A 5,451-nucleotide genomic window follows, 5' to 3' on the forward strand; every position below is an offset into this window, starting at 1 on the left:
GGCTCCCTGGTGGGGGCCGGGCAGCGCCGTGTTTGTACGTGGGGTCCGGGGCGGTTCAGAAGGGCACCGACTCCGCGGGCGGGGGAGGGCCGGCGGGGCCCGCGCCGTTGACGCGGCGTGGAGGTGAGGGCCGGCCGGACGGTGAGGCGGGGCCGAACCGCGCGCGGATCTCGGCTGCGGGGTCTCCGTCGAGATAACGCAGTGTTCCTGCGACCTGCGCGGCGAGGAAGGGGACCACCGGGTCCTGCGGTGCAAGCCCGAAGGAGTCCACCAGCTGGGCGAAGGCGTCACTCGGCGCCGCCCCGCCCGGCTCCGCCGCCTCTTCCGGGGCAGCGCCTGGGGTGCCGCCGGGTCCGGCGGGCGGTGTCGGGTCCCCGCCGGGCGGGCTCTCCGGGCTCTCGTCCGGTGGGCCGGCCACCAGATGCCGGTACCTCTCATCGATGTCCTGATTGTTGGCGGCCGATGTGAGCTGGGCGAGCAGGCCGATGTCCTTGACGGTCCTGTCCACGCTGTCGTCGTTGCGGTGCAGCCACCACACCACCGCGCTGCCGGTGTCCCGCAGGACGTCCTCGCCCAGATAGGTCCTGCGGCTCTGCTCGAACTTCCGCTCGTGCTCCCAGACCGCTTCGTCCTTGCGGACGGAGGCCAGTGCCGCCAGCCGCTCCTGGTCCCGGTCCGAGAGGGTGAGGCTGACCTCCAGCGCCATCGCCTGGACCCGCCCCGAGGAGTCCTCCTGCATCGTGCCCAGCGCCCCGTTCAATTCGTGCTGGACGAGGGAGCTGCGGGTGGGGTCGCGGAGCGCGGTCACTGCCCGGGCCCGGTCGAGAAGGGCATCGACCGCGAGCCCGCTCGCGTTGACCGGTGGTGAGCCGGCCGGGGCGGACACCGGGCACCAGCGGACCGTCGCCGAGAACAGGAAATCGTAGTCGTCCGCCGCGCTGGGCAGGCCGACGTCGCTGATGCGCAGCTCACGCCGCTCCACCGGGGGCACCGGCAGATCCGGCATGAACTCCGCCGGGAACGGCTCCTCCCGGCGGTCCGCGAATCGTATGGCCAGCGCAGGAGCTGCCAGCAGCGGCACGGCGGCCACCGGCCACGCCCAGAGCGGCCAGCTCTCGTACAGGCCGACGATGACGAGGAGAAGGCCGCCGATCAGGGTGAGAAAGACGGTGACGGTTTTCTGACCGGAGCTCATGGTGCTGTCGACTCCCGGGGTGAGGTGGGCCTGTCGTCCTGTGCGGCGCTGATCTTCTGCAGGAGTCTGTCCGGCAGGGCTGCCGCCCTGTGGTCCTCTGGCATGGGCTCATCGAGCTGTCGGCGAGCGGCCCACTCACCGGCGAAGCGGTAGAGGAGTGCGAAGCGGTCGCCCCGCTGCTCGCAGGCGTCGACAAGTATGTCGAGGAAGCGGTCCGCGTACGGAGCGCCCTCGCACACCGCTGCCAGCCAGGTATCCGCTGCCGGGGCCCACTGCGCTGCGCTGCGGTCACGCAGCACGGTGGCCCAGCACCTGGCGAGGCGGGCTCGTACAGCGGGTACGGCCAGGAGCGGGCGCGAACCGTACGCGAATTCGGTCAGTGGTCCCGGGCCCGACAGGAACAGGAAGATGTCCGGATCGACGGGCCAGGGGCTCGACGCGAGACGGTCGAGCATCCGTCGCAGCAGATGGTGGTTCTCCCGGACCAGCTTCCAGAGCGCCTCTCGGCCTTCTGAACCGGTGCCTTCCCTGCGGGCCAGATGGTGCAGACGGACCAGTGCCGCGTAGGGGTGGGAGACGGACATGTCGGCGGCGCAGACGTTGATGAGGACGTGTCGCAGCGGTGCGCCGATACTGCCGCTCGTCGACAGGGCGTAGATGTGGTGACGGAACCTCCCGCCGTACGGCACACTCCGCAGGCCGTGACGCAGTGCATGCGCGGCGGCGCGGAGAGCGGGCCCGTCGGAGCGTGCGCCGGCGGACCACTGCTTCGTGAGATCGAGCAGGTCATCAGGGCGCTGTGTGACCAGACACTGCTCCGCCAGCCGGTCGACCAGCCGGTCGCGGTCGGTGTCCGTCAGTTCGGGCAGAGTCACGGCCTCACCGGCCCAGATGCGCAGGGGTTCGCGCAGGTCGGGGAAGTCCCGCCAGATGTGGGTGCGCACTGCCCCGTCGAGACCGACCCCGGTGAAGCGGACCCGGTTGCCCGCCGTGATCTCCGCCTCGATCCCGGCCAGCCGCTCGGACAGCGCACGGCGTCTCAGCAGCGTCCGTACGCTGTCCGGCAGTTCGCCGCCGAGCAGCATCTCGGTCGCCCGGTGTACGGCGTCCGCTCTGGCTCCGTGGAGCATGGCGGTCGTCACCAGCAGAGCGCGGTCGGCGCCCTTGCGGAGCGTGCCGAACTGGCGGGCCGCCTGCTCCGGAGTTCGCCCCGCACCGACCAGCGCCTGCTCGCACCAGTCCGTGAACTGTCCACCCCTGCCTGCCGCTTCACACAGCAGCTGAGCGAATCCGGCGACGCGGGACAGGGACGGTGCCCGGGTGAGGTAGTCCGTCACGGTGACGGGGGCCGAGTCCGTCTTCGTCGGATCGAGCCCCGAACTCCGCAGATGGTGTCTGACGATGTCCATCTCCATGCCCGGCGTACGGCTGATGGTGCGTCGCAGATGCCCCAGTACGGGGGTGAGGCCGTCGTCCGAGCCGGAGAGACGGGCGGGCAGGATGATGACGAGCCCCGCGCTCCTGTCCCTGACGGCTTGGCGGAAGGGTGACAGTTCTGTCTGGACCGCGGCCCACAGCCGGTCGTCCGCCGCGGACAGGTCGAGCAGCAGCCGGTCGTCCTGGGCGACCACTTCGGGGTCGAGCAGGCACCGGGAGTCCTCCTCCTCCTGTTCCAGGGGCAGTTCCTGGATCGGGGCCGGCCCCGACATACCGCGCAACAGGATTCTGGCCGCCGTGCCCCGGCCACTGCCCGGCCTGCCTCCTAGGAGCACCATGCGGTGCTGCTCCAGCACGTCGGATGCCTCGTGGAATCCTTCGGGAGGAACGAAGTGCCGGAGCAGCCAGCGCAGTTCGTCCTCGGCGACCTTGCGCGGTGACCTCTCCGTGGTCTCCTTCGGAGGGGGGCCTGTGTAGTAGTTGTTGGTCTGGGGGCCGGAGCCCGCGTGGACCGACCCGCTGCTCCCGATATGCGTGGAGGTCGATTCGCTCACCGGGACTCGTCCTCACGTCGTCGCCTGGTGCCGAACGACTGGTGGATCCCCTCGCGGTTGTCGCCCGCGATGTACTGCGCGCCGTCGCCCGAGAGGTACGGCTGGTGCTGGGGCCCGGTGCCCGTGTGGACGGGACCGTGGACGTCCTTGATGACTGTGCCGCCGACGTCTCCCGAGATGTCGCCTGCCTGGATGGCCGTTCCGCTGACGCTTCCCGTCGAGTTCGTCACGGAACCTGGGGCAGTACGGGGCTGCTCCCGCGCGGTGACACGTTCAGCCTCGGCCAGCTCCGGTACGCGGTCGGCCAGAAAGGCACTGATGCGTCGCAGGCCGGCATCGGCGTCCTGTGTGTCGTACCGGACGGACTGGCATCGGGCGAGTTTCGCCAGTGCGCGTGGCAGTTCGTCCGCGCGCAGCCGCTCGGTGCGGCGCCCCACGAGCACCGGCACGACATGGAGGGAGCACCGGAAAGCTTCCAGGATCTCCTTGCGTACCCAGTCCTTGGGGTCCCGGAGTTCCGGTGCGGCGGCCCACTGCCCTCCGACGACCGCGATCAGAACACTGCTGCGCCGCACCGCCCTCAACAGCTCGTCGTCGAAGAGCGCACCCGGCTCGATCGATTTGCTGGCACGGAAGATACGGCGGCTGCCGAAGCGGCCACTGAGCTCCCGTTCCAGGGTGGTGGCGGTCTCCTCGCCGTCTCCGGTGCGGTAGTTGATGAAGACATCAGGCATGTCGGTCCCTCTCTGGTGACTGATCCGGTTGCTGATCCGGGTTGTTGATCCGGGGCTACTGATCCGGTCGTGCGGGAGCCAGGACGGAGCTGAGCACGGGGGACAGCTCGCGTACCGCAGGGCTGGCAGGGTGGCGACCGAGCACTCGGGCGAGCCGGCGCAGATCGAGTCCGACCGTCGCCGAGCCGACGGTGTGGGCGTCGGCCAGCAGACCGCCGGCCAGAGAACAGGCATGGTCGATTTCGCCCGACAGCGCGTGGGCGAGCGCCTGCCGCACGCCGTATCTGGCGCGGGTCCGCAGGGCGCCCGCCGGCACCTTGGCCAGTTCCTGGTCAAGCGCCGCGGCGGACTCCCCGGCTCTCCCGAGGTCGAGCAGCGACCAGGCGGTCGTCATCGCCACGGGATCGGTGAGATGGGTCGTGCCGAGCACCGGGCGTCCTGTGCCCCCGGTGTCGGCGGCGAGGAACTCCCTCGCCCGGTCCAGCGCGCGCATGGCCGGGCCGTACTCGCCAGCGAGTGCGTGTCCCTGCCCCTCGCGCTGGGCCGCGAGACCCATGATCCGCGCCGGTGGCCGGTGGGAGCGGCGCACCTGCTGCGCCAGTGCCACCGTGGCGGCCGCGTCGCCGCTGTAGTACGCGATGAGCCCACGCCGTACGAGTGCGTAGGCGGCGAGATCGCGGTCACCGGATGCGGCGGCCAGCTCCACCGCGTGGTCGGTCCAGCTCAGGGCTCCGGCCGCGTCTCCCGACTCCTGCGCCATCCACCCGGCGAACTCCGCGTAGGATGCGCACAGCGCGAGAAGCCCGCGGCCGGTCCGCGGGCCGCTGCGGGCAGCCAGGACCTGCAGCGCCTGGGTCTGTGCCGCCAGGGCAGGGAGCACCGCGGTCGCCGGGGCGGTCTGCCCCAGCCGGCGGAACTGGTCGAACAGGGCACGCGATACCTCCAGCAGGGTGCCGTCCGCCGGGCCGGAACCGCTGGACTGCGGGCCGGCGCCCGGCAGTAACCCGAGCAGTGGGGCGGCCCCCAGCGCGACGACCTGGCGGCGGCCCGGCGGAGCAGCCGGGTCCTCCGCCTGGCGCTCCGTCCGGTGCGTGGACGAGGACCGGCGGTCCGCACTGCGGCCCGGGAGCATGGCGAGCAGGGCCCCGTCCTGCCGCAACTCCCCGTCGCACAGCCGGGCCAGTTCCGGTGTGGGGCGCTTTCTGCCGGTCTCCACCTTGCTGAGCTGCCCCTTGCTGTAGTGAATCAGCGAGGACAACCGGGTGAGAGTCAGGCCCGCGTCCATGCGGGCCCTGCGTAATGCGCTGCCGAAAGTATCGGGTTGGTCCAGCACGTAACCCCCTGAGATGCGTGGCTCCACCGGCGCCGTGAGCCAGATTCGGGCCTGCCCGTGGCGGCGGGCAAGACACCCGGGCGGGTTTCCCGTTTCCGGTTCTGGAGGCATGCGCTTTCCGCCCCCCGAGTCCTCTACGGCTTTTTCTCGACGGGGTGTGGGGTGCGGTGCCGGCTACCCGGGTTCTCCCGAGCTCGC

General features: G+C 71.2%; 4 protein-coding genes. All 4 read right to left on the reverse strand.

The window, feature by feature from the left end:
• Positions 1-55 precede the first annotated feature (55 nt).
• From ACFXBC_RS27085 to ACFXBC_RS27100, 4 genes are read right to left on the reverse strand one after another with little or no spacing between them, the layout of a single operon-like run.
• The gene (locus tag ACFXBC_RS27085) at positions 56-1,195 is read right to left on the reverse strand and encodes a hypothetical protein (RefSeq protein ID WP_385029759.1); all 1,140 of its coding nucleotides are present in this window, start codon (positions 1,193-1,195) and stop codon (positions 56-58) included.
• Positions 1,192-3,186 (reverse strand): hypothetical protein, encoded by a 1,995-nt coding sequence (locus ACFXBC_RS27090; RefSeq protein ID WP_385029762.1) that lies wholly within the window; start codon positions 3,184-3,186, stop codon positions 1,192-1,194. The genes ACFXBC_RS27085 and ACFXBC_RS27090 overlap by 4 nt, the downstream gene beginning before the upstream one ends.
• Positions 3,183-3,920, reverse strand: coding sequence for a TIR domain-containing protein (locus ACFXBC_RS27095; RefSeq protein ID WP_385029765.1), 738 nt, complete (start codon positions 3,918-3,920; stop codon positions 3,183-3,185). The genes ACFXBC_RS27090 and ACFXBC_RS27095 overlap by 4 nt, the downstream gene beginning before the upstream one ends.
• 55 nt (positions 3,921-3,975) lie before the next feature.
• Positions 3,976-5,280, reverse strand: a complete 1,305-nt coding sequence (locus ACFXBC_RS27100) for a helix-turn-helix domain-containing protein (protein WP_385029768.1) — start codon at positions 5,278-5,280, stop codon at positions 3,976-3,978.
• Positions 5,281-5,451: the final 171 nt, after the last annotated feature.

This window comes from Streptomyces sp. NPDC059398, assembly GCF_042751845.1.
Classification (GTDB): domain Bacteria; phylum Actinomycetota; class Actinomycetes; order Streptomycetales; family Streptomycetaceae; genus Streptomyces.